The sequence below is a fragment of the Cognatishimia coralii genome (genome assembly GCF_037478305.1).
GTDB lineage: Bacteria > Pseudomonadota > Alphaproteobacteria > Rhodobacterales > Rhodobacteraceae > Cognatishimia > Cognatishimia coralii.
The window spans coordinates 302,321-327,851 of record NZ_JBBGAZ010000001.1; the positions used below are offsets into that span (position 1 = coordinate 302,321).

Genomic DNA, 25,531 nt, shown 5'->3' on the forward strand with positions numbered 1-25,531 from the left:
ACCCTTCAGTAACCAAGAGTGGCATAGATTTTTCGAGGCCTGTCTATCGCTCAGAGGAGGGCAGAACAAGTGCTCCGGATTGCCCTGTTTTTGGAAAGAACGCTTAGGGGGCAAAGCGGGCATCTGTTTCATTGGTGTCCGGTGTTTTTGGCACTGGGGATCGGGCTCTATTTTTCGATCCGGTTTGAACCGGATCAGGCTTTGGTTTTTGGCCTCTTGGCGCTTGCGATACCGCTGTTGATCTGGGCGGCACTCGACCGAAGTGGATTTATGGCGATCCCGATAGCGCTGACGCTTGTTATCGCTGGTTTCACCCTCGCCACATGGCGCGCCCATGAGGCCGCCGCGCCGCGCTTGGATCTGCCTTACAATGGGCTTGTTGCCGGGCGGGTGATCGACATTGATCGCTCGTCATCTGATGCGCTGCGTGTGACATTGGATCAGGTTGCAATGTGGGATCTGGGCGCGCGGGCGCCTCCTGAACGGGTGCGGGTGTCCTTGCATGGCAAGGCAGAGGGGTTTCGGCCACTACCGTTGCAGCGTATCAAGATGAAGGCACGCCTTGCGCCGCCGGCTGGGCCGGTGGAACCCGGAGGCTTTGACTTTCAAAGACATGCCTGGTTTCAAAGCCTTGGGGCGCTTGGCTATACACGCGCGCTGCCTCGTGAGATCACGCCTCCTCCAGATGGCCTGTCCACTTCGTCTGTGCGATTTGCGCTGTCCGAGGGGATACGAAAACATCTGAGCGGCGACGTCGGCGCGGTTGCGGCAGCCATCACAACTGGGGATCGCAGCCATTTGCGCCAAAGCACAACCGAGCATCTGCGCACAACGAATCTCGCGCATCTCTTGGCAATATCAGGCCTGCATATGGGCTTGTTGGTCGGCGTCGTTTTCGCGGGTTTGCGGTCGGTCATGGCTTTGTGGCCCTATGTCGCCCTGCATGTTCAGGTCAAAAAATACGCGGCAGGCGGCGCATTATTGGCCGCGGCAGCCTATTTGGCTTTGTCCGGCGCAAGCATTGCGACAGAACGGGCCTTCGTGATGGCTGCGGTCGCTTTGGTTGCTGTGATGCTCGACCGTCGCGCGATTTCGATGCGGTCGGTCGCGATTGCCGCTCTGATTGTGTTGGCTTTACGCCCCGAAAGCCTCTTGTCGCCAGGGTTTCACATGTCTTTTGCTGCAACCACGGCTCTGGTCTGGGTCTTTGGGGTACTCAGGTCTCCGTCGGGTTGGCCAGTGCCGGGATGGCTTAAGCCTATCCTGGCGCTGTGTTTGACATCCTTTGTGGCAGGGGCAGCGACCGCGCCTTTCGCGGGGGCGCATTTCCATGGCTATGCAGCCTATGGTTTGCCTGCGAACCTGCTTGCGGTGCCGATCATGGGGGCTGTGGTGATGCCTGCGGCTGTGGTGGCGTTTTGTTTGGCACCTTTGGGGCTTGAGGGGGTCGCCCTCGCGGTCATGGGCTGGGGGTTGCAATGGATCCTTTGGGTGGCCGCGTTTTTCGCAGACTTAGACGGCGCGCGAAGGGCCGTTGTCGCGCCGCCGGGAGTAGTCTTGCCGCTGATCACGCTGGGTGCGCTGTTTGTGATGCTGTGGGTCGGGCGATTGAGGTCGTTTGGATTGGTCCCATTGGCTCTTGGAGGCTGGCTTTGGGTTGCGGTTGAGCGGCCCGATGTCTTGATCGATGAAAGCAGTGCTGTGGTTGGGGTGATGACGGAGGCGGGCCGGACCGTCAATAAATCTCGCGGGCAGGGGTTCGCTGTGCGTGTCTGGCTGGAGAATGACGGGGATGTCGTGGATCAACAGGGGGCGTTTGAGCGTCGTGAGGATGGACACAAAGACGCTGCCTTCGCGTATCTGGATGGCCATGCGATCTGGGTGAAGCCCGGGAAAGTGAAATCAGATCAGAGGGTTGCGTGTCGCTCTTCGGATATCCTCATCGCTTCCGAAGAGCTGCGGCATTCACTCCCGTGTCGCGTTATCACCCCAAAAACAATGGCCAAAACCGGAGCTTTGGCCATCTATGTCCGTGGGGACAGTTTGAAATTCGTGTCAGTGGCAGAGACCCGCGGCACACGCCTGTGGTCACCGCCCGGGCAGGCTCAGTAGCTGCGGATCAATCCGACCAACTTGCCCTGAACGCGCACCTTATGATCCGGCAAAACACGGGTTTCATAAGCGGGGTTCGCGGCCTCAAGCGCAATATTGCTGCCTTGGCGTTTATAGGTTTTCAGCGTGGCCTCTTCCTCTTCGATCAGAGCCACCACGATGTCGCCATCCTGAGCCACAGCCGAATCTTTGATGATCACCACATCGCCATCATTGATGCCCGCATCGATCATCGAGTCGCCTTTGACCTCAAGGGCGAAATGCTTGCCGTTAGACGAGAGCATCGAGCCCGGTACCGCCACGTGATCATGCACATGGCTGATCGCTTCAATCGGCACACCGGCGGCGATCTTGCCCATGATCGGCAGTTCCATCGCCGCAAGCCCCTTGGGCATTTCAGGCATCTTGGGTTCCGGCTTGCCGCCGTCAATCACCTGAGGCGTAAAGCCAGCGGGGGCCATGTCGTCAGGAAATTTCACAATCTCAATCGCGCGGGCGCGGTGGGCGAGGCGGCGGATAAAACCGCGTTCTTCCAAGGCTGTAATCAGACGGTGAATGCCCGATTTTGACCGCAGATCAAGCGCGTCTTTCATTTCGTCAAAACTGGGCGGCACGCCATCGCGTTGCAGCCGTTTGTGGATGAACTCCAGCAAGTCTCGTTGTTTCTTGGTCAGCATCTGCTCGCCTCCGAAAACCCTAAAGATTTGCGTTTGTTCTATATGTGTTCACGTTTTGTGTCAACCGTTTTGGATTTGTTCCGGTTTTAGGCGGTCAAATCGGGATATAGTGCAGGATGTCCCCGGCCTTTCGCGCCGGATCTTTGACAGGACGGATCGCCAAGGCGTTGGCGTCAGAAAGCACTGTCAAAAGCGCGCTGTCTTGACGGTCAAATACGGTTAGTTCGCCATTTTCAATACGTGCGCGCATGTAGTGCTCACGGATCCCGTTGGCCGCGATGTCATGCGCCAGAGGGGCCGTCAGCGCGGGCTGAGCGGCCGCGCCAAGCCCAAGCATCGCGCGGATCACAGGGGCGGCAAAGACCGTGCCACAAACCATGGCCGACACGGGGTTGCCGGGCAGGCCGATCATCATGGCACCCGAGGCAAGCCGACCCGCCATCAGGGGTTTTCCAGGGCGCATGGCGATCTTGTAGAAACTGCGTTCCATGCCCAGATCACCTGCGACTTTGCCCACAAGGTCGTGGTCTCCGACCGAGGCCCCGCCGATGGTGATGACCAGATCCACGTCGTCACAATGTGAAAAGGCCGCGCGCAGACTCGCCTCCGTGTCGCGCGCGATTGGCAAAAGACGCGCCTCGCAGCCCATATCGCGCAGCATCGCCTGCAGGCCGAAGGAGTTGGACGCGATGATTTGATCTGAGCCGGGGTTGTCTCCGGGCATGACCAGCTCGTCTCCGGTGGACATGATGGCGACGCGCGGGCGGCGAGTGACTGGGACCTCGGCGATGTTAATCGCGGCCATCAGAGCGATATCGGTGGGGCGCAAAAGGCGTGGGGCGTCAATGGTTTGACCGTCTTTGAAATCACTGCCCTTGGCACGTACGTATTTCGCTTGGTCTAAGTCCTCACCCAGAGTGATGACGTCCCCGTCAGGTGTCACGTCCTCTTGGATGACAATGCGATCCGCACCTTCAGGCACAGGCGCGCCGGTAAAGATCCGAACGGCTTGGCCGGTTTCGACGGTACCCTCAAACCCATGGCCCGCCGCAGATTCCCCGATCACCTGAAACGTCGCGCCTTCGGTGACCTCGGCGTTCTTCACCGCATAGCCATCCATAGCCGAGGACGAAAACGGTGGCTGATCGCGGCGCGCGGCCACAGGGGCGGCCAGCACGCGGCCATTGGCCTGCGCCAAAGGCACGGACTCCGCCTCAAGCGGCTTGGCCAGTGCGAAAAGATGCGCGAGCGCCTCGGGGACGGTGATCATTCGGCCTGATAGCGGCCGGATTTGCCGCCGTCCTTGAGGATCACGCGAATGCCGCCGATCTCCATCGCCTTGTCGACCGCTTTGACCATGTCATAGACGGTGAGCGCTGCGACATTGACGGCGGTCAGCGCCTCCATCTCGACACCGGTCTGGCCGGTGGTTTTCACGGTCGCCTCGATGCGGACCCCGGGCAGGGTCTCATCCAATGTGAGATCAACCGAGACTTTGGTGATCGGCAGCGGGTGACACAGCGGTATCAGCGTGGCGCATTGTTTGGCGCCCATGATGCCCGCAAGCTGCGCGACGGCCAAAACGTCGCCCTTCTTGGCGCGACCTTCTGAAACGATATCAAAGCTTTGGCGGGCCATTTTGACATAGCCCTCAGCCGTCGCGACACGCGAGGTCACCGGTTTTTCGCTGACGTCGACCATATGGGCCTCGCCCTTGGCGTCGAAATGGCTGAGCTTTGGATCAGACATGGGTCACGCTCCGGCGGGGGCTGGGTTCGCGAGCAGCTTTTGGGTCGCGGCCGTCACATCGTCCTGACGCATGAGGCTCTCGCCGATCAGGAATGTGCGGGCGTTGACCTTGGACATCTCGGCCAGGTCTTCGGGCGTGAAGAGCCCGCTTTCACAGACCACAAGCCGATCCTTTGGCACGCGAGGGGCTAGGGTGCGCGTGGTGTCGAGCGTGGTTTCAAAAGTTTTGAGATTGCGGTTGTTGATGCCCAGCAGCGGGGATTTCAGCGACATCGCGCGGTCGAGTTCCTCGCCGTCGTGGACTTCGATCAGAACATCCATCTTCCATTCAAAAGCGGCAGCTTCGAGTTCCGCGGCCTGCGCATCGCTGACCGAGGCCATGATGATCAGGATACAGTCGGCCCCCAAAGCGCGCGCCTCAGCCACCTGATAGGTGTCATACATGAAGTCCTTGCGCAGTGCGGGCAGGTCGGTTGCGTCGCGCGCCATGGTCAGGAACTCTTTTGCACCCTGGAACGACGGCGTGTCGGTCAGGACAGACAGACAGGTCGCGCCGCCCGCTTCATAGGCTTCGGCGATGTCTTCGGGATCAAAATCCGCGCGGATCAAGCCCTTGGAAGGGCTGGCCTTTTTGACTTCGGCAATCAGGCCATAGCCTTGGCGGGATGCTTTGAACAGCGCGCGCTCAAATCCGCGCACGGGGCTTGCGGCGCGCGCAGCTTCCTCGACATCGGCCAGAGATTTCGCCTTTTTGTCGGCGGCGACCTCTTCGAGCTTATAGGCCTTGATTTTATCCAGAACAGTGTCGGTCATGCGTGCGTCCAATTGATCTCTTGTTCACCTTGGTTCCTAAGCCAGTCGTTGATCCGTGAAAAGGGCTTTGATCCAAAGAACCCACGGCGGGCGGACAAAGGAGAGGGGTGGGCGGTCTCTATCATCAGATGATCGCCCGGGTGAATGTGTTTTGAGAGGGCCTGCGCCTGTTTGCCCCAGAGGACAAAGGCGGTTGGTTTTTGTGAGACTTCCGAGAGGACCTCATGGGCGAGTTGCTGCCAGCCGAGGTCTTTGTGGCCGTTGGCCTCGCCTGCGGGGACCGAGAGCACGGTGTTCAGCAAAAGCACGCCTTGGGCGGCCCAGGGGCGGAGGTCTCCGGTTCGAGGGGCTTGGCCGAGGTCGTCGACCATCTCTTTGTAGATATTGTTGAGGCTGCGGGGCAGGGGGCCCACGTCAGGTTCGACGGAAAACGACAGACCATGCGCGTGGCCGGGCGTCGGGTATGGGTCTTGGCCGAGGATCACCACGCGCACCGCATCCGGCGCGCAAGCCGCGAGGGCCGCAAAACGCTGGGGTGCGGGCGGCAAGATATCTCGCGGATCTGCGGCGATTGTCGCTTCAATTGATTGATATCGTTCCGAAAAGAACGGTAGATGCGCCCATGCCTTAGGGATCGAAGAGGAACCGGAGGGCCCGACCGAGACGCCCATCAGGCAGCCTCGGATGTGATCCGCGCTAGGGCTTCAACCTTGGATTTCGCAGCGCCGCTGTCAATGCTTTCGGCGGCCTTGGCAACGCCTTCTTTCAGATCACTGACCGCATCGGCCACCAGCAAAGCAGAGGCGGCATTCAACAATACCGCGTCTCGATAGGCGCTCGCTTCACCCGCCAAAAGCGTTCGGAAAGCGGTGGCGTTCTCTTCGGGCGTGCCGCCGACGATGGCCTCAAAGGGATGCACCGGTAGGCCTGCCTCTTCGGGGTGGAGTTCGAAATCCTTCACTGAGCCATCTGTCTCTAGCGCCGAAACCCAGCTGACGCCCGTGATGGTCAGTTCATCCGTGCCGTCCGAGCCATGCACAAGCCAGGCTTTCTCACTGCCCAAACGCCCCAGGGTCTCCGCCATCGGGCGGATCAGATCCTTGGTGAAAGCTCCGGTCAATTGGCGTTTCGCGCCCGCGGGATTGGTTAGAGGGCCGAGAATATTAAAGATTGTCCGTGTGCCGAGTTCTGTCCGCGTTGGCATCACATGCGCAATCGCCGGATGGTGCATCGGGGCCATCATAAAGCCGATACCGGCCTCATTCAGCGCCTTCTCAACAACCTCTGGGCCGACCATCACATTGATGCCCATCTGGCCCTGCAAATCAGACGTCCCTGATTTTGAGGTCAAATTCCGGTTGCCATGTTTCGCAACCGGCACGCCAGCACCGGCAACAACAAAGGCCGTAGCCGTGGAGATATTCAACGTATGTTTGCCGTCTCCGCCGGTGCCAACGATGTCCATCGCGCCCTTAGGAGCTTTCACAGCTTTGCATTTCGCGCGCATCACAGCAGCCGCGGCAGCATATTCGTCCACAGTTTCTCCACGCGTGCGCAGCGCCATCAGAAGGCCGCCGATCTGGCTGGGCGTGGCTTCACCGTTGAACAGTACTTCAAACGCGGCTTCCGCCTGCTCTTGGCTCAAAGGGCCATTGGCGGCGGCATTGATCAGAGGTTTTAGCGCGTCGCTCATGCCGGCACCTTCATCATGTCGAGGAAATTCTTCAACAGCGCGTGGCCGTGTTCCGAGGCAATTGATTCAGGGTGGAATTGCACGCCTTGAATTGGTAACTCTCGGTGCTGAAGCCCCATGATGGTGCCGTCCTCAAGCTCTGCTGTGATTTCAAGGCTGTATGGCAGGGTTTCCCGGTCAACGACCAGCGAGTGATAGCGTGTCGCGTCAAACGGCGTCGGCAGCCCCGCAAACACCCCTTTGCCTGTGTGATGCATCTTACCCATCTTGCCATGCACGATCTCATGGCAGCGCACGACATTGCCGCCAAAGGCCTGACCGATGGACTGGTGCCCCAAGCAAACGCCCATCAATGGCGTTCCGGTCTCTGCCGCAGCCTCAACCAAAGACAGGCAGATGCCCGCTTCATTCGGCGTGCAAGGCCCAGGGGACAAGAGAATCCCTGCAGGATTCATCGCCATCGCTTCTTGTGTATTGATCGCGTCGTTCCGCCAAACTTGTACGTCGGCGCCAAGTTCGCCCAAATAGTGCACAAGATTGTAGGTAAAACTGTCGTAGTTATCGATCAAAAGCAGCATGATACGGCCCGGTTACAAAGTTTCTTAAGATCGGGGTAGGAAGATCCCGCCCGGTCGCGGTATACATGGTCAGGCTTGACCCCAAGGGTCAAGGGGCGGGGCAGCTGCTTATCCAAAAAAACGGCCGAAGGGCCAAAAAACAGAGGCACGAAGGACGTAAGCGCATGATACGCGGGATTTTGGTCGGATTTCTGGGTGGCGGGGCCATTGGTCTTGTCTTTGCGGGCGTGGTGTCTCTCGTGTCGCCTTTGCCTGCGCGGATTGAACTGGAAAGTGAAGCCACGCAGGCTGTGGCGGAACCGCGTGCCAGCGTGCAGCCCGGTCTTGCCACGCCCTCAGAGGCCGATGCGCCTCTTGCAACCGATACAGTTGCGGCCGCGCCTGCTCAGTCCGATGGGGAAGGTGTGCCGGACGCAGATCGCGCCTCAGCGCCCCGACCAACGCCGTCGGACGTCGTTGTCGTGGATGGCGATCCGATCGTGGACGAGGCCTCTGCCGTTGCTGTGACAGCCCTGGAACCCGTCTTCCCGACACCTCAGGCGAATGCCATTCAAACGCCCGAAGCCGAGAGCGATACACCAGAAATCACGTTGAGGCCGGTGCAGCGCCCTCAGGTCGCAACCACGGAAACGGCAACCTTGGCCGCCCCCTCAGTTTCTGAATCGCCGAGTGCGCCGACCACGATCAACGTCCCCATCGAGACCACTCGTGCAAATCCCACGCCTACAGATCTGGGCGTTCCTGCGTCAGGACGCTCTGAAGAAGAAGACGTTCAGACGTCCCTTTTGCAACCTGCCACTGATCTCGACGAAGCCTTTCCGCAGTTGACGTCGACCCGTTTGCCCACTGTTGGGTCATCGCAGGTTGCGGCGGATGCGGCGGGGGTAGGCGACTCTAGCCCGCTGGTGCAGTTCGCTGCAAAGTTTGAACGCATCAACTCGCGGCCAATCCTGTCGGTCGTTCTGATTGACGAGGGCAAAAGCGATCTGGATCTGAGCATCCTGCGCGAGTTTCCGTTTCCTCTGAGCATTGCAGTAAACCCGGCGGCCTCTAATGCGGTGGAGCGTGCGCGCATGTTCCGCTCTATGGGGCTTGAGGTGCTTGCGGTTTTGGATCTGCCAGAGGGTGCCAAGCCCGAAGATGTCGAGGTCAATCTTGCCACGGGTCTGGCGAATCTGCCGGAAAGTGTTGCCATTCTTGAAGGCGCAGCGACTGGTCTGCAGGAAAGCCGCGAAGTTTCAGATCAGGTGATTTCTTTTGTCAGAGCTTCTGGCCATGGCTTGGTGATGCGGCCCAAGGGGCTGAATACGGCGCAGAAAATGGCGGCGCGCGACGGCGTACCGTCAGTGACTGTCTTTCGCGATATCGACAGCAAGGGCCAGACCGAGGTCGTGATGCGCCGGTTCTTGGATCAGGCGGCGTTTAAGGCGCGCCAAGAGGATGGTGTTTTGATGTTGGGCCACTTGCGCCAAGATACGCTGGCGGCTCTGGCGGTCTGGACCTTGGCGGATCGCGCCTCGACGGTCGCGTTGGCACCGGCCTCGACCTTGTTGCGCGCGCAGACCGAAGGATGAGACGGAAACTTTGAAAGTTTCCGTCGTCGATTTCTTTTAAAGAAATCGATTCTATGAGTTGCCCGATCCTTCAAAGCGCCCAGCATCCGCCGCAGCCCGCCGGATCGCGTTGGATTTATGGACGGTTTCCATAAACTCGGCTTCTGGATCGCTGTCATAGACCACGCCGCCACCTGCTTGAATATAGAGCTTCTGGTCTTTCACAATCGCGGTCCTGAGCGCGATACACATGTCCATATCGCCGCCTGCACTGAAATAGCCAACGCCACCGCCGTAGATGCCACGTTTCTCAGGTTCCAGCTCGTCGATGATCTCCATCGCGCGCACCTTGGGGGCGCCTGACACGGTGCCCGCTGGCATACCCGCGAAGAACGCGCTTAGCGCATCTTGGTCTTCATGCAGCTCTCCGACCACGTTCGAGACAATATGCATCACGTGGCTATAGCGTTCGATGATGAACTCTTCGGTCGGTTTCACAGTACCGATTTTGGCCACGCGTCCGACGTCGTTGCGGCCCAGATCGAGCAGCATCAGATGTTCTGCTAGCTCTTTTTTGTCCGCCAAAAGATCCGCCTCATTGGCACGATCTTCCTCGGGTGTTGCACCACGTGGGCGCGTGCCTGCGATGGGGCGAATGGTCACCTCATTGCCAAAGACCCGCACGAGGATCTCGGGGCTTGCTCCGACGACCTGATAGGGGCCGAAGTTGAAATAGAACATGAAGGGGCTGGGGTTCGTGCGGCGCAGGCTGCGATACAGGGAAAACGGCGCCTGCGGGAAATCATGTGTCCAGCGTTGCGCGGGCACGACCTGAAAGATGTCGCCCGCTTTGATATAGTCTTTGGCCTTCTCCACCGCGGCCATATAGCCCTCTTTGCTGAAGTTGCTGACCGGCTCGCCGACCGTCGCCTCAGAGCCCAGATCTCGGCTCGCTTGCGGCATGGCGCGTTCCAGATCGCGCATGGCATCCATCACGCGCTCAGCGGCCTGCGCATAGGCGGCCTTAGCGCTCACGCCCTCGGATACCCAAGCCGGAGACACCACGGTGACCTCGCCTTTGACGCCGTCTAGAACAGCCACCACAGAGGGGCGCATCATGCAGGCGTCAGGCAATCCCAAGGGATCAGGGTTGATATTGGGCAGATGCTCGACCAGACGGATCATGTCATAGCCCAGATAGCCAAAGAGCCCTGCTGAGGCCTGTGGCAGATCATCGGGCAAATTGATTTTGCTCTCGGCAATCAGGTCGCGAAGATTGGCCAGAGGGTCGCCCGCCTGATCCTCAAAGGCCTCGCCATCAAAGCGTGCCTGACGGTTCAGGCGGCTTGTTGTGCCGTGACATTTCCAGATCAGATCCGGCTTCATGCCGATGATGGAATAGCGCCCGCGGACTTCTCCGCCGGTGACAGATTCCAGCATAAACGCATCTTTCTGCGCGCCCGTCAGTTTCAGCATCAGGGACACAGGTGTGTCCAGATCTGCCGCCAGTCGCGCATAGACGATCTGGTTTTGACCCGCCTCATAGCCTTTGGCGAAGTCGTCGAAAGTCGTGATCAGTGCCAAGAGGTGGCCCTTACCTTATTGCAAATGGCTGTGAACAGCGTTCACGGCGTTTTGGTCGATTTGAACATCCGCATTCAGGCGGATTTGCGTGCTGTAGGCGTTCAGGATTTCTTGCGCGAAAGTCTGATTGACCTGCGTCGTCAGAATGCCGCGCAGGCTGTCTGCCTCGCCCTCCGCCAGATCGGCAGCGTTGATGGCGTCAAGTTCCACCACAGCGACGCTCTGGCCACCCGCGACGGTCGCAACGCCGCCGAGATCCATGCCAAAGACGGTTTCAACCAGCGTTGCAGGCACGTCTGGAATGAAATCACCACGGGCGATGTCGGTTTCCTGCAGCACAGTCACGCCAAGAGAGATGATGTCAGCACCCGCGGCCATCTGAGACACATAATCGGTTGCCAAGGACTGCAGTGCATCGCCAACGGCCTGCGCGCGCCATGCGGCTTCGACGTCGGCTTTCGCGTCGACAAACGGGGCCGGAGAGGCCTCGGTTTCACCATCCAAACGGATCGCAAAGATACCACCGTCTGCAAGGTTTTCGATCGCCGGAAAGTCGCTTTCGGTGACTTGGACCGCCTGTGCGCGGAATTCTTCGTAACCGGCGATGCCTTCGGACAATCCTGCGTGCCAGTTGATTGTGGCAACTTGCATTTCGGTTTCTGTCGCGAGTTCTTCGATAGTCGCGCCACCAGCGAGAAGGTCGTCGATGTCGTTGATCTGCGCATCAATCACACGGCGGGCGCGGTCGCCTGCCAGCTCCGCGCGCAGCTCGGCTTGCGCGTCCTCAAAAGAAGTGGATTGCGCGTTCAGGATGCCGTTGATGCGGTAAATGGCTGGACCAAGATCCGTATCTACAGGACCAACGGTTTGGCCGGAGGCCGCGCCGAAGACTACATCGCCCGCTGCGCCAAGGCTCTCTTTGGTGACATCACCCAGATCTACATCCGCAAGGCTCAGGCCGCGGGCCTCAACGGTTGCCTCAAAGCTCTCGGTGCCTGCTGCGATGGCGTCGATGGCCGCTTGGGCCGCCTCGGTGGATCCCATGACCAGACGTTCGACCAAGCGGCGTTCGGGTTGGTTATACTGCGCGGAGCGATCATCATAGAGCGCGCGCACGGCAGTTTCATCGACTTCGACCGTGTCGAGGATCATATCAGGCGTCAGCCAAGCGTAGGTGATGTCGCGGGTGGCGGGACGCAGGAATTGATCTGTGTTGGCGTCGTAATAGGCCTGCAGGGCGGCCTCATCCGGTGCGGCCACGGGCTCTGGCAGATTGGCCTCGGTCAGAACTGCCATCGTGAAATCACGGGTTTCACCGAGATAGCTGAGGATGGTGTCGGCATAGGTTGCCGGCATCTGAACGCCCGCCGTCACAGCGGTTTGCAGGAGGGTGGTTGCGGCCCCTTCGCGCAGGCTCTGTTCAAACTCACCTTCGTTAAGACCGGCACTGTCGAGCGTGAAGGCATAGGCTTCACGGTCAAAGTTTCCGTCCAGACCCTGGAAGGCCGGGATGCTAAGCAATTCGTCACGCACATTTTCGTCACCAATCGACAGACCCAAACGTTCTGCCTCGGCATCCAGAGCACGTTGCGTGACAAGGCGGCCCAAAACCTGCTGATTCAGACCAAAAAGCTGTGCCTGCTGAAAGGTGATTTGCTGGCCGGTTTGCTGGGACAGGTTGGTGAGCTCCTGCTGCACAGCGCGCGAGTAGGTGGTTACGGCAATGGGTTTACCGTCCACAGTGCCGACGTTGTTGATCGTGCCGCCGAGGTTGGTGATGCCAAAGCCGCCAAGGCTGAGGATCAAAAGCCCCATCAGAACCCAGACAAGCTTGTTTGAGATCGAAGATTTCTGAGACATGCGGCCCCCTTATTGGCGCGGTTTTTCTATGCTTCGCAGATGTCTACGACGCCCGTCGGGCAGGGGCAAGGGGGCAGGGCGGTTTCGGTGTTAAACCCTGTGTTATCCGGCGGAAAGCGTGCTCATGCGGGCGAACAAGACTTTGATATCGGGACGCGCCACATTGGCGAAGGCGATGCGCATTTGCTGCCCACCCGAAGGATCGCTGTCGGGCATGAACATCGTGCCGGGCAGGGCGAGGACGTGGATGTCTTTGACCATCTTCTGCGCAAGCTGGTCTGAGCGCATGTCAAACGGGTGCTTCACATAGGCGAAATAGGCGCCCACACCCATGAGCTCCCAGCCTGTGTCAGCGATCTTGTGGAAATAGTCTTCGATAGCGGCGCGGCGATCGAGGATCTCAAGCCGTTCGCCTGCGACCCAGTCGCCAAGATTTTGCATGCCCCAAAGCGCTGCGTGCTGGCCGAGTTGGTTGGGGCAAATCGCGACCGTGTCGAGGAATTTCTCAGCCTCTGCCAAGAGCGCCTCGGAGCTGAGCATCGCGCCAACGCGGTGGCCGGTCAGGCGGTAGGCTTTGGAAAAGGAATAGAGCTGGATCAGCGTTTGATCCCAGTCGGGATCTTGGAACAGATCATGCGGGGCTCCGGTGCGGGAATCAAAGTCGCGGTAGGTTTCATCCACGATGAGTTTCAGCCCATGGGCTTTCGCGAGCTCAAAGAAGGCGCGGACCAGCTCTGGCGGGTATTCCACACCGCCGGGATTGTTTGGTGTGACCAAGGCAATGGCGCTGGTTTTGTCGGTGATCAGCGCTTTCGCGTGCTCTGGATCAGGCAAAAGCGCGCCATCGGTGGCGAGCGGAATGCTGTTGATGCCCAACATGTCCAGCCACATTTTATGGTTGAAATACCAAGGGGTTGGCAGGATCACCTCATCTGCTTCAGAGCAGATTGCCGTGATCGCCGCAGCAAAGGCTTGGTTGCAGCCTGAGGTGATGGCGACTTGCGTGTCGCGGATCTCGCCTTGATAGGCGGCGCTCCATTGCGAGGCGACCTCGTGGCGCAGCTCAGGCAGGCCCAGAACTGGGCCATATAGATGTGCGTCGGGCACATTCAGCGCAGTTTCGGCGAGGAATTCGCGGAGCGGGAGCGGAGGTGGATCGACCGGGGCGGCTTGGCTGACGTTAAGGAGCGGGTGCTCTTCGCTAAAGCTAACGCCTTCCAGCCAACGGCGCGCCTCCATAACGGGCGGGGCGAAGGTGGCTTTGGTGCGTGTTATGAGCCCGCTCATCGCTGATCAGTCCGCGCCGCGGTAGGGCTGGACGTATTGCAGCGCCATATCCCATGGGAAGAAGATCCAAGTGTCTTGCGAGACGCCGGTGATGAAGGTGTCCACCTGCGGTTCACCCTGTGGTTTCGCATAGACGGTCGCGAAATGCGCCTTTGGATAGGTCTCGCGCACCAGTTCCAGTGTTTTGCCGGAATCCACCAGATCGTCGATGATCAAAATGCCTTCGCCATCGCCCATGAGGTCCGCGTCTGGCGCTTTCAGCACCTCTGCCTCACGACGTTGATCGGCTTTGCCGCCGCCAGAGTGGTAGGATTTCACAGAGATCGTATCGACCACTCGTACGTCGAGTTCGCGCGCTACGATCATCGCCGGGGCCATGCCGCCACGGGTGATCGCCACAATCGCGCGCCAGGCGCCGTCATCCGGGCCTTTGCCGTCCAAACGCCAGGCCAAAGCGCGAGAATCGCGGTGGATCTGGTCCCAGCTGATGTGAAAGCCTTTTTCGTGTGGCAGACGATCGTTCATGTGAAGCCTCTTAGATATCCCCTTGGGCCAAATGGCCGTTTGATCTGTGTTAGCGGCTTGTCTCGGAAATTACAATTTGCCCGTTTGGTTAATTTTAGCGGCTACCTGTCCAGCAAGAGCCTGACGCCCAAAGCGCCCATGACGCCCGCCGCGATCCGGTCCATGACTGTCTTGGCACGCAAGTAGCTGTCGCGCGCGGCGGGGGTTGAGAGGAGAAGGGCGAAGCCCGCGTAGCAGATGATTTCAACGATCAGGTGGTTCAGGACCACAAAGGCTTTGTCAACCAGCGTGATGTCTTGAGGAAAGATCACGAGAAGGACGGCCGAGGCAAAAAGCACGGATTTGGGGTTTGCGAGGTTCACGGATAGGCCAGAGAGAAAAGATTTCCCTTGCGTGGCCGTCGTGCCCTCGGGGTTCAGCGGGGTGCGCGCATTGCGCCAGGTTTGCACCGCGATCCAGATCAAATAGAGCGCACCCGCGATTTTTAGGGTCAGGTAGGCCCATGGAAAGAGGGTGAAGATCCCATCAAGCCCCAAAAGCGCCAGTGCTGTCCATGTGGCCGCCATGACGGCTAGGCCAAGCCCGACAGTGAAACCCTGACGAAACCCGCCAGAGAGGCTCGCCCGGATCGACATGAGCATGGCAGGGCCGGGGCTGAGGATGGCCGCCAAAAGCGTGGCGTTAAAGGCGATGATATGGGTGAATTCCATGGGCGCTCCGAAATATCGCGATTTCTTTAAAAGAAATCGATGTCGGAAACTTTAAAAGTTTCCGACTAAAAGAAAAGGCCCGAGAGGGGTCTCTCGGGCCTGAAAATTTCGGACGTGGTGGCGCTTACTTACGGCCAGTCACCGCGTCGATATCTGGGGCATCTACGGCCTTCATACCAACCACGTGATAGCCTGCATCCACATGCAGGTTCTCGCCTGTGACGCCCGAGCCCAGATCGCTCAGCAGATAAAGCGCGGAATTGCCCACATCCTCGATCGTCACATTGCGACGCAGTGGCGAGTTCAGCTCGTTCCATTTCAGAATATAGCGGAAGTCACCAATCCCTGAAGCGGCCAGTGTTTTGATTGGACCTGCAGAGATCGCATTGACGCGAATTCCGTCTTTGCCCAAATCCTCGGCCAGATATTTCACAGAAGCTTCCAGAGCCGCTTTCGCAACACCCATTACGTTATAATGCGGCATCACCTGCTCGGCACCGTAATAAGTCAAGGTCAGAGCAGAGCCACCATCCGTCATCAGCTTCTCTGCACGCTGCATGACTGAGGTAAAGCTGTAGCAGCTGATGTCCATTGTCATAAGGAAGTTGTCGCGGCTGGTGTCTACATAACGCCCGCGCAGCTCGTTCTTGTCGGAAAAGCCAATGGCGTGAACCAGAAAGTCGATCTTACCCCATTTCGCTTCGATCTCGGAGAAAGCCGCATCCACAGAAGCGGGGTCGGACACGTCACAATCAATCAGCGTGTCGACGTTCAACTGCTCGGCCAGTGGTGCAACGCGTTTCTTGAACGCTTCGCCCATATAAGAGAACGCCATCTCGGCGCCTGCATCTGCCAGAGCCTTGGCAATACCCCAGGCAATGGATTTGTCATTGGCCAAGCCCATGATCAAACCGCGCTTGCCCGCCATCAGATTATTTGACATTCGGACTACTCCGTCCCTAATTCGCTTTTATATGATCCTTTAGGCGATCAGCCAGCCTGCTTCAAGGGCAGGGAGTTGCACATGCGCCGTAAAACCCGACGCTAGGTCAAGGAGCCACCGAAATGAGTGACCGCACAGGTATTTTTGCCGGAGACAACCCGTTTGAACTGGCGCGCCAATGGCTGTCTGAGGCCGAAACAAGTGAGGTGAATGATCCCAACGCCATCGCCCTGTCGACGGTTGATGCAAGCGGTATGCCCAATGCGCGTATGGTTTTGCTGAAAGACATCGAAGATGCGGCCTTTGTGTTTTACACCAACTACGGGTCAGCAAAGGCCCAAGAGCTCGACAGCGCCGAGAAGGCTGCTTTTGTGATGCATTGGAAATCCCTGCGTCGGCAAATCCGCGTACGTGGACATGTCAGCAGGGAATCCGGACCTCAGGCGGATGACTATTTCGCGTCCCGTTCTCTCAAAAGCCGGATCGGAGCCTGGGCCAGCAAACAATCTCAGCCGCTGGGATCGCGGGCCGAGTTGCTCGCGGAGTCCGCGAAATTGTCTTTGAAATTAGGGACAAACCCCAAGCGCCCCGAATTCTGGGGCGGTTATCGCATCACGCCGATTGAAGTTGAATTCTGGGCGGATGGCGCGTTTCGATTGCATGATCGCTTCCGTTGGACGCGGAAAGATCAAGACTCTCCGTGGAGCGTTGCCCGGTTGAACCCGTAATTTATGCGCTTGTGGAAATTCTTTCCACGATTGCTTAAATCATACTTGATAGGTCTGACATTTAGCGTCATTGTATCACCGGCTCATGGGGGTGAGCTTGGAAAAACTATAGGGCTGATGTCATGCAAGATTCTGCCGCCCGTCGCGTTACGGGGCAGGTAAAATGGTTCGATCCGGTGAAAGGATTCGGGTTCGTCGTCGCTGATGAGGGCGGGCCGGATATTCTCTTGCACGCAAACGTTCTACGAAATTTCGGACAGAGTTCGATCGCTGAATCCGCCAACGTAGAGTTGGTTTTGCAGGAAACCGCGCGCGGTGTGCAGGCGACAGAGATCCTATCGATCACACCCCCAGCAGGTGCGCCTGCCAATACTTTGGCGGATTTCGAAGAGCTTTCTGATGAAGACATCGAAAAACACCCTTTGACTCCTGCGCGCGTCAAATGGTTCGACAAAAGCAAGGGCTTTGGTTTTGCCAATATCTTTGGCAATTCCGACGACGTCTTTGTGCATGTCGAAGTGCTGCGCCGCTCCGGTCTAAGCGAATTGCAACCGGGCGAAGCGCTTGCCATCCGTGTGATGGATGGTCAGCGCGGCAAAATGGCCATGCAGATCTGCGCATGGGAAGCGGTTCTGAAGTAGGCCATGCCTGTTCGCCGGACCTCTCTTTTTGGCGGCTTTGTTCTCTCAATGGGGCTTTTTAGCGCGGTTTCGGCCGCAACCGACTGTCGTGTCGACACGGCCCAATTGCGTGGCGATTGGGGCGAGGTTCGCTTTAACGTCGAAGTGGCGGACGATGCGATCGAGCGCCAGAGGGGATTGATGCATCGCCTCGAGATGCCCATGAGTGCGGGCATGCTCTTTGTGTATCACCAGACGCGGGTTGTGTCGTTCTGGATGAAGAACACGTTGATCCCTCTGGATATGATCTTTCTGGACGAGACAGGCCGCGTGGTCAAAATCCACGAACGGGCGATTCCGCGCGATCTGACCTCGATCTCAAGCGATGTGCCTGCGCGCTATGTTTTGGAAATCAATGGGGGCCTGGCGCGCGCAATCGGTATTACGGTGGGCTCAGAGCTGCGCCACCCATCTGTTCTTCAGCATCTTGCGGTTTGGCCCTGTCGCGATAGCGAATGAAAATCAAAGCCGCGCAAAAAAATCGCACTGAAATGCAGTTTTTCGCTTTTCATTCCCGAGAGCTACATTTAAAGACCACTCCACGGTCCGGGGCGTAGCGCAGTCTGGTAGCGCACCTGTTTTGGGTACAGGGGGTCGTGAGTTCGAATCTCGCCGCCCCGACCACTTCTCTCTCAGAGACAACGTTAAAAGCGCGGTTAATTTAGCCGCGATTTTGACCTGTTCTGGGGGCTGCTTTTTGGGCAGGGGCTCCTGAACGTATGAGATTTCCGTTCGCGCAAAGGTTGAATTTCGCGGCCTCGAAAAAATATCGCACATCTTGTGTTAATCGCCCGTTAACCCCTAGATATTGTGTTTTTTGTGCGTTGCTTTGGGGATATCTACAATTTTTGTTATTTTATAAGGGCTTCGGCGATGCGCTTGAATTGTGAGTTATCCACAGCCTGTCTTTGCCCCGCTACAGAATCTAGCACACCGCCCAGAATCGGAATTTGGTCAACACAATTTTTGGCGTTTTTAATCAAATAAAAGCGTTGACCCCATAGGGCTCCATACGCCAGATTGTGTGGGCGGATAAGGCGGACACTAGATATTGTGCACTCGGGGCCGCGGTAGACATAACATGATCAAGACTGGGCAGAAGCCCGGCATCGCTCGGCTAAGGCTTTGAGCGGACAGGGACGTTGTGACTTCGAGAAGACCCCGACACATGTAGGTTTGCATCCGCTTTTGAGATTGGGCAGCAGGATCGGGACTAAGGGGCGACGATGCAAATTCAAAGACGGTTCACCACAGCAGGACAAGACGCATATGCGGATCTGGAGTTTTTAACCACCACATCCGAGATCCGAAATCCGGACGGATCCATCGTCTTCAAACTGGATGATGTCGAAGTACCAACCAGCTGGAGCCAAGTGGGCTCCGACGTGATTGCGCAGAAATACTTCCGTAAAGCGGGTGTTCCGTCGAAGCTTAAAAAGGTCAAAGAAAAGGGCGTTCCAGAGTTTCTGTGGCGCTCTGTTCCCGCTGAAGGCGCGGAAATGGGGGGCGAGACCTCGTCCAAGCAGGTTTTTGACCGTCTGGCTGGCGCCTGGGCCTATTGGGGCTGGAAGGGTGGCTATTTCACCACCGAAGAAGACGCACGCGCCTATTTTGACGAGATGCGCCATATGCTGGCGACACAGCGCGCCGCACCGAACTCTCCGCAGTGGTTTAACACCGGACTGCATTGGGCCTATGGCATCGACGGTCCTGCGCAGGGGCACCATTATGTGGACTACAAGACGGGCAAGCTGACAAAGTCAAAGTCGTCCTATGAGCATCCACAGCCGCATGCCTGCTTTATCCAGTCTGTGTCTGACGATCTGGTAAATGACGGCGGCATCATGGATCTCTGGGTGCGTGAAGCGCGTCTGTTCAAATATGGCTCCGGCACCGGCACCAACTTCTCTGGCCTGCGTGGCGAGGGCGAGGCACTGTCTGGCGGTGGTAAGTCATCGGGCCTGATGGGCTTCTTGAAAATCGGCGACCGTGCAGCGGGCGCGATTAAGTCTGGCGGGACCACCCGTCGGGCGGCCAAGATGGTGATCTGTGATGCGGACCACCCGGACGTTGAGGAATTCATCAACTGGAAAGTCAAAGAGGAACAGAAAGTCGCGTCCATCGTGGCCGGTTCCAAAATGCACGAAGCCAAGCTGAACGACATCTTCGCGGCGATCCGGGGCTGGGACGGCAGCAGCGAGGACGCGGTTGATCCAAAGAAAAACGATCAGCTGAAGAGCGCGATCCGTGGCGCGAAAAAAGTCGCGATCCCAGAGACTTATGTCAAGCGCGTGCTGGATTACGCGCGTCAGGGCTACGAGAGCATCGAGTTCCCGACCTATAACACTGATTGGGATTCCGAGGCCTATGCCTCTGTCTCGGGCCAGAACTCTAACAACTCGATCCGCGTCACCGACAGCTTCCTGAAAGCTGTGCGCGAGGACAAAGATTGGGAGCTGATCCGCCGCACCGACGGCACGGTCGCGAAGACCATCAAAGCGCGCGATCTGTGGGAACAAGTCGGCCACGCCGCATGGGCCTGTGCTGACCCGGGCATCCAGTTCCACGACACGGTCAACGCATGGCACACCTGCCCAGAAGACGGTGAGATCCGGGGCTCAAACCCTTGTTCTGAATATATGTTCCTGGATGACACGGCCTGTAACCTGGCGTCTATGAACCTGCTGACGTTCTTGAAAGACGGCGAATTCCAGTCCGACGATTACGTCCACGCAACCCGCCTGTGGACCGTGACGCTGGAAATCTCTGTGATGATGGCGCAGTTCCCATCCAAAGAGATCGCGCAGCGCTCTTACGACTTCCGCACTTTGGGTCTGGGCTATGCGAACATCGGCGGCCTCTTGATGAACATGGGCTATGGTTATGACAGCGACGAAGGCCGCGCCCTTGGCGCTGCGCTGACCGCGGTGATGACTGGTGTGTCCTATGCGACTTCGGCGGAAATGGCGAAAGAGCTGGGGCCATTCCCGGGCCACGCCAAAAACGCAGACCACATGCTGCGCGTCATCCGCAACCACCGCAACGCGGCCTATGGGGCGACCGACGGCTATGAGGCACTGGAAGTGAAACCAGTCGCTCTGGATCTGGCGAATATCCCTGATGACACGCTGGGCCAACTGGCGATGGACAGCTGGGACGAGGCGCTGGCGCTGGGTGAGAAACACGGCTACCGCAACGCGCAGGTCTCTGTGATCGCGCCGACCGGCACCATCGGTCTGGTCATGGATTGTGACACGACCGGCATCGAGCCTGACTTTGCGCTGGTGAAGTTTAAGAAGCTCGCAGGCGGCGGTTATTTCAAGATCATCAACCGCTCTGTGCCGAATGCGCTGGCGAAGCTGGGCTACAAATCCTCTGAGATCGAAGAAATCATCGCCTATGCAGTCGGTCACGGATCCCTTGGCAACGCGCCAGCGATCAACCCGACCACGCTGGCTGGTCATGGGTTTGGCGCGGAGGAACTGGCGAAAATCGAAGGGTCGCTTGCGACTGCCTTTGATATCCGCTTTGTTTTCAACCACTTCACCCTTGGCGAAGAGTTTGTCACCAAGACGCTCGGCGTCCCTGCTGAAAAACTGATGGACCCAGAGTTCAACCTTCTGCGGCACCTTGGTTTCAGCAAAGCCGATATCGACGCGGTCAATGATCACGTGTGCGGCACCATGACTTTGGAAGGCGCGCCGTTCCTCAAAGAAGAGCATCTGCACATCTTTGATTGCGCCAACCCATGCGGCAAGAAGGGCAAACGCTATTTGTCTGTGGACAGCCACATCACTATGATGGCAGCAGCACAGTCGTTCATCTCCGGCGCGATTTCTAAAACGATCAACATGCCGAATGACGCCACCATCGAGGATTGCCAGAAGGCTTATGAGCTGTCCTGGTCCTTGGGTGTCAAAGCAAACGCGCTTTATCGCGATGGCTCCAAACTCTCGCAACCTCTCGCAGCGGCGCTGATTGAGGATGATGAAGAGGCCGAAGAGATCCTCGAATCCGGTACGCCACAGCAAAAAGCCGCTGTGATCGCCGAGAAGATCGTCGAGAAAGTCGTCATCAAAGAAGTCATGGCGAAAAGCCGCGAGAAGATGCCGGAACGCCGCAAGGGCTATACCCAAAAGGCAGTCGTTGGTGGGCACAAGGTCTATCTGCGGACCGGCGAATACTCCGATGGCTCTTTGGGCGAGATCTTTATCGACATGCACAAAGAGGGCGCGGGCTTCCGGGCGATGATGAACAACTTCGCCATCGCGGTGTCGGTTGGCCTGCAATACGGTGTGCCTCTGGAAGAGTTCGTCGATGCCTTCACCTTCACCAAATTCGAGCCAGCGGGCATGGTGCAGGGCAATGACAGCATCAAGAACGCGACCTCTATTCTGGACTATATCTTCCGCGAATTGGCCGTGTCTTATCTGGACCGCACCGATCTGGCGCATGTGAAACCGCAGGGTCCGGCCTTTGACGATCTGGGTCGTGGCGAAGAGGAAGGTGTCAGCAATATCAAAGAGATGAGCGGCGAAGCTGCGAACCGCTCTTTGGAAGTGCTGAAGCAGATTTCTTCAACCGGTTACCTACGCAAGCGTATGCCGCAAGAGTTGTTGGTTCTGAATGGCGGCACGGAAGCGTTGGATGCCAGTGCCGCGCTGGAAACCCTCGTGCCAGAGGTTGGCGAAGCAACCACTACGGTTGCAGCGGCCACCCCAACGATGAGTGCGCGGGACAAGGCCAAGATGCAAGGCTACGAGGGTGATCCTTGTGGCGACTGCGGCAACTACACGCTGGTGCGCAACGGCACCTGCATGAAATGCAACACCTGCGGCGCGACGTCTGGGTGCAGCTAAGACTACCTCGGGGGACGGGCGCTCTAGCCCATCCGACACCCTCGGCGGGGGGTATATCCCGCCACGATTTCTGGAGTGGATGCGTTCATTCCGAAGCGACGCTCAGGCCGCAGGCAGAAAATCAGAGCGGTACAAAGAGTGAGTCTGAGTGGCGAAACTTTTAAGGGGGGCTAAGGCCCCCCATTTTCTTTTCTACTGCGGCGGTAGATGGATTTTGAACGCTTCGCGCAGCGCGGCATCGAGCTCCGGCGGGAACGCGGCCTTAGACGGCTTTGCAAGGATCTCTTCCTTCCGCTCAATCGCCTTATTGTTCAGATCAGGCTTCCCGATCTCCGCCCATTCTTTGGGTGAAGTGCGGTCTCCAAGCGATGGATAAACATAGTCTTTTTCCATCCGACTAAGCGTTTCATCCGTGCCCAGATAGTGCCCCGGACCGCCCAAACAGACCTCTGCCATCTGATCGAGGCCGAGCGTCGCGTCATCCACCTCGATCCCACGCAAGACGCGCTGCGCGTGGCCGATCATGTCGTCCCCGAGGATGAGGCTTTCGTGGCAGAAGCCCAGCAAAGACGCGTGCATGCCAACCGATTCATAGACCATGTTCAGACCCGCGATGCCCGCAAGGACGTTGGAGCACATCTGCTCCCATCCCGCCTGCATGTCTGGCAGTTTTGCGTCGGTCATACCCGCCGCAGCGCCTCCGGGCAGGCCGTAGAAATTATGCATCTGCGCACAGCCTGCGGTCAAAAGCGCCTGTTCACCAGACCCACCCGTCATTGCGCCCGTGCGCAGGTCCAGACCGAAGGGCCAGGTGCCGAAAATCGCTGGATAGCCGGGCTTGATCGCGTTCACATAGACGAGACCGGCAAGGCATTCTGCGACAGCCTGAACGATGGCACCTGCAACAGTAGACGGCGCTGTTGCACCCGCCATGCCCGCGGACAAAAGCAGCACGGGCATTCCACCTTCGATGCATTTTTCCATAACCTGACAGGCTTCGGTGGCGAATTTCATCGGCGGCACGACAAAGCAATTCGAGTTGCTCATGAAGGGCTTGGCGCGCCAGGCCTCTTCGCTGCCCGCGATCATGTGCAGCATCTTGAGCGCGTCATCGACAAAGTCGGGTTCGGTAAAGGACGTGCCGATGTGTTTGGTCGTGCCAGAACAAGACGCGTAGATCGTATTCAGATCCATCTCGCGGTTGTCGGGAATATCGCGACAGACCATAGGGCGTTGAAGGAAATGGATATTTTCCAGTGTATCGACGATTTTCGCCGCATCATGCAGGTCTTGGACGGTGGAGTCGCGATAGTTGCGGCCCTCGACATCCACCATATTCACCGCAGCGCCTGCGGTGCCGAAATGCACGCGATTGCCCGAGAGTTTCAGGTCGTTCTCGCCATCACGGCTATAAAGTGTGATTTCGCGGCAGGCGGTTTCCAGCGCCTTTTCGACCACGTGACGCGGAAAGCGCACGCGGCCGTCGTCCCCCGCGATACAGCCGACTGACGTCAGATAGGCGACGCCGCTTTCGGGCGCATCGCACAGACCGATTTCCTCCAAAGCGCGCAGGGCGGCTTCGTGGATGCGGTCGACGTCCTGATCAGAGAGCGGTTTATAAAATCCGCCTTCCATACCAGGACGTACGGGGCGCAAGGATTTGTCCAAAGGTGCGGCCCGGCTAGCGCGGCGCGCAGCGCGTCCACCAGAGCGGCGAGGTGAGATATCGTTCATGAGTTTTCCCTGTATTTGAATGGCTTAAGTCTGGCTCATTCAAAGGGTAGGGCGACCCCGCGCAGCACGACCGCGGCGCCCACCAATGGTGCGCACGACGATATTGATTTTCCACTGACGGTTTTTCATGTGCTCCTCCTCAGGCATGAAAAACGCCAAAATCGGACCCGATCTTGGCCAAAAGCGACATGGGCTCATCTTGGGCGTCGTTTCCCGACAAATCAAGGAAAACTCTTTAAACGCGGGCCTTTGCATAGGCCAAAAGCCGCACGATGGCATCCTCGAGACGGTCATCATCGACCGTCAAGGCAATGCGCAGATGGCCCGCAGCCGCTTGGCCAAAGCTTTCGCCCGGCATCACGGCGATGAGTTCTTCGTCGAGCAACCCGTTTGCAAAGTCCTTGCCCGAGAGTCCGGTCGCTCGAACATCCAGCATCACGTACATCGCGCCCTGTGCAGGCACCAATTGCGCAACATTCTGGTTTTCAACAAGGTTTTGCACGATCCCGCGACGGCGCAGGAACGGGGCAGCCACAGCTTTTTCGAGGCTATCGCCTTGGTTCAACGCAAACTGCGCGGCGTCCTGAACAAAGCCAGTCACACCGTAGTTTGTATTGGTCACCAATTCCGTCAGCTCAGAGATCACCGCCTCAGGCGCCACGATCCAACCGATGCGGCTGCCGGTCATCGCATGGGATTTGGACAGAGAATTCACCACAATCGTGCGTTCTTCCATGCCGGGCAGGCTGCGTGGGCTGATGTGCTCTCCGTCCCAGACCTGTGTTTCGTAGACTTCATCAGAAATCAGCCAGAGGTCGAAATCCTGACAAGCTTTGGAGATGGCTGCGAGGGTTTCTGGGCTGTAAACCGCGCCGGTTGGGTTGTTGGGCGAGTTGATCAACAAAGACGTCGCGCCCTGTGCCTTGGCCGCGATATCCTCGTAGGTGGGCTGAAACCCGTTCTCGGCGCGCGCTGGAACGGCCACAGGCTCAGCCCCCACAGCGCGCAAGGTGCCGGGGTAGGTGGCGTAGTAAGGGTCAATATGCAGGGCGCGGTCTCCGGGGTTCACAGCTGCAAAATGGGACGCGAACAGGCCCGATTGCCCGCCAGGCACGATCAAGACGTTCTTTGACGTTGTCGGTACGCCAGTGCGCGCCTCAACACGTTTCGCCACGGTTTCGCGCAACGCAGGTGTGCCGGGGATGGCAGCATAGCCCGTATGACCGCCCAAAGCCGCCTGATGCATCGCCTCAAGGATCTCGCGCGACGTCCCGATGTCATGCTCGCCAATCGTCAGCATGGTCACAGGCTCTCCGGCCGCAATCATGTCGCGCGCCTTCTCAAAGATCTCCCAGCCGTTGGAGCCACCGCCATTCAGCGTCGTAATGCGATTGGAAAGTTTCATCTGAGCCCAGCCTTCCTCGGAATCAAACCTCTCGCCATGGG

The 25,531-nt window shown here is 58.1% G+C and carries 21 protein-coding genes and 1 tRNA gene; 7 read left to right on the forward strand and 15 right to left on the reverse strand.

Annotation, left to right across the window (positions count from 1 at the left end; all coding sequences use genetic code 11):
* The first annotated feature begins 69 nt into the window (after positions 1–69).
* Positions 70–2,112 carry a ComEC/Rec2 family competence protein gene (locus tag WG622_RS01505; protein WP_339401977.1) on the forward strand — a complete coding sequence of 681 codons (2,043 nt, stop codon included), beginning with the start codon at positions 70–72 and terminating at the stop codon, positions 2,110–2,112.
* Here the strand turns inward: WG622_RS01505 and lexA are convergent.
* From lexA to WG622_RS01540, 7 genes are all read right to left on the reverse strand, one after another.
* Positions 2,106–2,789 carry a transcriptional repressor LexA gene (gene lexA, locus WG622_RS01510; RefSeq protein WP_339401978.1) on the reverse strand — a complete coding sequence of 228 codons (684 nt, stop codon included), beginning with the start codon at positions 2,787–2,789 and terminating at the stop codon, positions 2,106–2,108. The two genes, WG622_RS01505 and lexA, sit on opposite strands and share 7 nt — an antisense overlap.
* A 94-nt stretch (positions 2,790–2,883) precedes the next feature.
* Positions 2,884–4,059 (reverse strand): molybdopterin molybdotransferase MoeA, encoded by a 1,176-nt coding sequence (locus WG622_RS01515; protein ID WP_339401979.1) that lies wholly within the window; start codon positions 4,057–4,059, stop codon positions 2,884–2,886.
* Positions 4,056–4,538: a cyclic pyranopterin monophosphate synthase MoaC gene (moaC, locus tag WG622_RS01520; protein WP_339401980.1), complete on the reverse strand. Its 483-nt coding sequence runs from the start codon at positions 4,536–4,538 to the stop codon at positions 4,056–4,058. The genes WG622_RS01515 and moaC overlap by 4 nt, the downstream gene beginning before the upstream one ends.
* A 3-nt stretch (positions 4,539–4,541) precedes the next feature.
* The gene (gene trpC, locus WG622_RS01525; RefSeq protein ID WP_339401981.1) at positions 4,542–5,351 is read right to left on the reverse strand and encodes an indole-3-glycerol phosphate synthase TrpC; all 810 of its coding nucleotides are present in this window, start codon (positions 5,349–5,351) and stop codon (positions 4,542–4,544) included.
* Positions 5,348–6,022, reverse strand: a complete 675-nt coding sequence (locus WG622_RS01530) for a uracil-DNA glycosylase (RefSeq protein WP_339401982.1) — start codon at positions 6,020–6,022, stop codon at positions 5,348–5,350. Before WG622_RS01530 ends, trpC begins: the two co-directional genes overlap by 4 nt.
* The gene (gene trpD, locus WG622_RS01535; RefSeq protein WP_339401983.1) at positions 6,022–7,044 is read right to left on the reverse strand and encodes an anthranilate phosphoribosyltransferase; all 1,023 of its coding nucleotides are present in this window, start codon (positions 7,042–7,044) and stop codon (positions 6,022–6,024) included. The genes WG622_RS01530 and trpD overlap by 1 nt, the downstream gene beginning before the upstream one ends.
* Positions 7,041–7,622, reverse strand: coding sequence for an anthranilate synthase component II (locus WG622_RS01540; RefSeq protein ID WP_339401984.1), 582 nt, complete (start codon positions 7,620–7,622; stop codon positions 7,041–7,043). Before WG622_RS01540 ends, trpD begins: the two co-directional genes overlap by 4 nt.
* A gap of 164 nt (positions 7,623–7,786) precedes the next feature.
* Here WG622_RS01540 and WG622_RS01545 point away from each other — a divergent pair, with 164 nt between their 5' ends.
* Positions 7,787–9,196 (forward strand): divergent polysaccharide deacetylase family protein, encoded by a 1,410-nt coding sequence (locus WG622_RS01545; RefSeq protein WP_339401985.1) that lies wholly within the window; start codon positions 7,787–7,789, stop codon positions 9,194–9,196.
* A gap of 51 nt (positions 9,197–9,247) precedes the next feature.
* On the opposite strand, the gene trpE is transcribed toward WG622_RS01545, so the two are convergent.
* The 6 genes from trpE to fabI form a co-directional block, all read right to left on the reverse strand.
* Positions 9,248–10,759: an anthranilate synthase component I gene (gene trpE / locus WG622_RS01550; RefSeq protein WP_339401987.1), complete on the reverse strand. Its 1,512-nt coding sequence runs from the start codon at positions 10,757–10,759 to the stop codon at positions 9,248–9,250.
* 15 nt (positions 10,760–10,774) lie between these two features.
* Entirely contained in the window at positions 10,775–12,619 is a 1,845-nt protein-coding gene (locus WG622_RS01555; RefSeq protein ID WP_339401988.1) for a peptidylprolyl isomerase, read from the reverse strand.
* Positions 12,620–12,721: 102 nt separating this feature from the next.
* On the reverse strand, positions 12,722–13,906 hold the full coding sequence (locus WG622_RS01560) for an aminotransferase (RefSeq protein WP_339401989.1): 1,185 nt from the start codon (positions 13,904–13,906) through the stop codon (positions 12,722–12,724).
* 6 nt (positions 13,907–13,912) lie between these two features.
* The gene (gpt, locus tag WG622_RS01565) at positions 13,913–14,431 is read right to left on the reverse strand and encodes a xanthine phosphoribosyltransferase (protein WP_209356168.1); all 519 of its coding nucleotides are present in this window, start codon (positions 14,429–14,431) and stop codon (positions 13,913–13,915) included.
* Positions 14,432–14,532: 101 nt separating this feature from the next.
* Positions 14,533–15,141 carry a LysE family translocator gene (locus WG622_RS01570; protein WP_339401990.1) on the reverse strand — a complete coding sequence of 203 codons (609 nt, stop codon included), beginning with the start codon at positions 15,139–15,141 and terminating at the stop codon, positions 14,533–14,535.
* A gap of 124 nt (positions 15,142–15,265) precedes the next feature.
* Positions 15,266–16,084, reverse strand: a complete 819-nt coding sequence (gene fabI / locus WG622_RS01575; RefSeq protein ID WP_209356170.1) for an enoyl-ACP reductase FabI — start codon at positions 16,082–16,084, stop codon at positions 15,266–15,268.
* 122 nt (positions 16,085–16,206) lie between these two features.
* Between fabI and pdxH the strand changes: the two genes are divergently transcribed.
* From pdxH to WG622_RS01600, 5 genes are all read left to right on the forward strand, one after another.
* On the forward strand, positions 16,207–16,812 hold the full coding sequence (pdxH, locus tag WG622_RS01580; RefSeq protein WP_339401991.1) for a pyridoxamine 5'-phosphate oxidase: 606 nt from the start codon (positions 16,207–16,209) through the stop codon (positions 16,810–16,812).
* A 122-nt stretch (positions 16,813–16,934) separates the two neighbouring features.
* Entirely contained in the window at positions 16,935–17,453 is a 519-nt protein-coding gene (locus WG622_RS01585; protein ID WP_339401992.1) for a cold-shock protein, read from the forward strand.
* Between the two features lie 3 nt (positions 17,454–17,456).
* Positions 17,457–17,951: a DUF192 domain-containing protein gene (locus WG622_RS01590; RefSeq protein ID WP_339401993.1), complete on the forward strand. Its 495-nt coding sequence runs from the start codon at positions 17,457–17,459 to the stop codon at positions 17,949–17,951.
* Positions 17,952–18,039: 88 nt separating this feature from the next.
* A tRNA-Pro gene (locus tag WG622_RS01595) sits at positions 18,040–18,116 on the forward strand.
* 602 nt (positions 18,117–18,718) lie between these two features.
* The gene (locus WG622_RS01600) at positions 18,719–22,351 is read left to right on the forward strand and encodes a vitamin B12-dependent ribonucleotide reductase (protein ID WP_339401994.1); all 3,633 of its coding nucleotides are present in this window, start codon (positions 18,719–18,721) and stop codon (positions 22,349–22,351) included.
* Positions 22,352–22,543: 192 nt separating this feature from the next.
* Here WG622_RS01600 and WG622_RS01605 read toward each other — a convergent pair whose 3' ends face one another.
* Together WG622_RS01605 and WG622_RS01610 are read right to left on the reverse strand one after the other, a co-directional pair.
* Positions 22,544–24,085 (reverse strand): trimethylamine methyltransferase family protein, encoded by a 1,542-nt coding sequence (locus WG622_RS01605; RefSeq protein ID WP_339401995.1) that lies wholly within the window; start codon positions 24,083–24,085, stop codon positions 22,544–22,546.
* A gap of 235 nt (positions 24,086–24,320) precedes the next feature.
* The gene (locus WG622_RS01610) at positions 24,321–25,490 is read right to left on the reverse strand and encodes a pyridoxal phosphate-dependent aminotransferase (protein WP_339401996.1); all 1,170 of its coding nucleotides are present in this window, start codon (positions 25,488–25,490) and stop codon (positions 24,321–24,323) included.
* Between the last annotated feature and the right edge of the window lie 41 nt (positions 25,491–25,531).